2 protein-coding genes are annotated in these 1545 nt (G+C 69.1%); one reads left to right on the top strand and one right to left on the bottom strand.

Features of this window, described 5'->3' with window-relative positions; translation table 11 throughout:
• Window positions 1–466, top strand: a 466-nt coding sequence (locus tag RIN79_RS21510; protein ID WP_309086751.1) for a thymidine kinase, incomplete at its 5' end; no start/stop codon positions are given.
• A 155-nt stretch (window positions 467–621) separates the two neighbouring features.
• On the opposite strand, the gene RIN79_RS21505 is transcribed toward RIN79_RS21510, so the two are convergent.
• Window positions 622–1545, bottom strand: a 924-nt coding sequence (locus RIN79_RS21505; protein ID WP_309086750.1) for a tyrosine recombinase XerC, incomplete at its 5' end; no start/stop codon positions are given.

Here is a 1545-nt window from a genome sequence, read left to right as displayed (position 1 = left end):
CGGCTGCTTGGCTGCGGCGAGGCCCTTGCGGATGGAAGACGCCATCGACGCCATCGTGGCGGCGGAGCACGCGAAGCGCCCGGTGACGGCGGTGCTCATCGACGAGGTCCAGTTCATGACCGCGGACCAGATCCGCCAGCTGGCCTGGATCGTCGACGAGCTGAAGATTCCCGTCATGGCCTATGGGCTGAAGAACAACGTCTACGGGACGCTGTTCAGCGACGCGATCGTCGCCCTGATGGCGCTTGCCGACGACTTCCAGGAGATCAAGCAGCTCTGCCATTGCGGCCGCAAGGCCACGATGATCCTCAAATACGACCGCAACGGCGAGGCCGTGCGCTCGGGCGAGGTGGTCGAGATCGGCGGCGAGGGCCGCTACGTCTCCGTCTGCCGGCCTCATTGGACAGCTGGGGATATCGGCCCCGCCGCCCGGCAATTGCTGGCTCAGCCGGTCGCGGCGGAGTAGTCGACAAACCTTCCCGTCGTGGCAGGGCTCCTCCCGACCATCCCGATCGGAAGGGCTCAGCGCTTCACAGCATCGGGATCACCGAATCAAACCCGGGGCGAGGAAGCGGCGCCGTCGTTCCCAGCGGCAGGAGCCCACCAGGCCTGATGGCGTCGTCAAACGTCCTGCTTCACCCGCGCCCGCGGATGGGCCGCATTGAAGGCGTCCATCAGGCGGGCCGCATCCACCTTCGTGTAGAGCTGCGTGGTCGAGAGCGAGGCGTGGCCCAGAAGCTCCTGGATGCCGCGCAGGTCGCCGCCCTTGGCGAGGAGATGGGTGGCGAAGGAGTGGCGCAGGGCATGAGGCGTGGCGCTGTCCGGCAGGCCGAGCGCACCGCGCAGCTCCTCGACCGCGAGCTGGATGATGCGCGGCGAGAGCGGCCCGCCGCGGGCGCCGACGAAGAGCGGCCCTTCCGGCGGGATCGCATAGGGGCAGAGCTGCAGATATTCCTCGACGGCGCGCTGGATCGGCGCAATCACCGGCACGCTGCGCATCTTGCCGCCCTTGCCCATGACCGTGACCGTATCGATCCCGTTGACCGGCGCATCGCGGCGCTGCAGCCCCAGGGCCTCCGAGATGCGCAGGCCCGCGCCATAGAGCAGGGAGAGCACGGCCGCGTCCCGCGCCAGGATCCAGGGCTTGCGGTTCTCGGATGCCCGCGTCTCGGCATCCGTCACCGCAACCGCCGAGGAGGCGGAAAGGGGGCGCGGCAGGTTCTTGTCCACCTTCGGGGTGCGAATCGCCGCGAAGGCCGAGGCCGTGCCATGGCCTTCGCGCTCCAGGTGCCGGGCGAAGGAGCGCAGGGCCGCGAGCTGGCGCATGAGCGAGCGGCTGCCGACCGAATCCATCCGCCGGGCGGCCAGGAAGGCCCGGATATCCATCGGCTTCAGGCCCAGGATGCCCTTCACGTTCGGCGGCTCGCCGAGATGGTTCGTCAGGAACGCGAGGAATTGGCGCAGATCCCGCCCATAGGCCTCGACGGTCTTCGCCGAGAGCCGCCGCTCCTTGGCGAGCGACGCAAGCCACGCCATCGCCTCGCG

The organism is Chelativorans sp. (assembly GCF_031180965.1).
GTDB lineage: Bacteria > Pseudomonadota > Alphaproteobacteria > Rhizobiales > Rhizobiaceae > Chelativorans.
The sequence above is the reverse complement of the archived record's forward strand: the minus strand, read 5'-3'. Positions and strand labels throughout refer to the sequence as shown.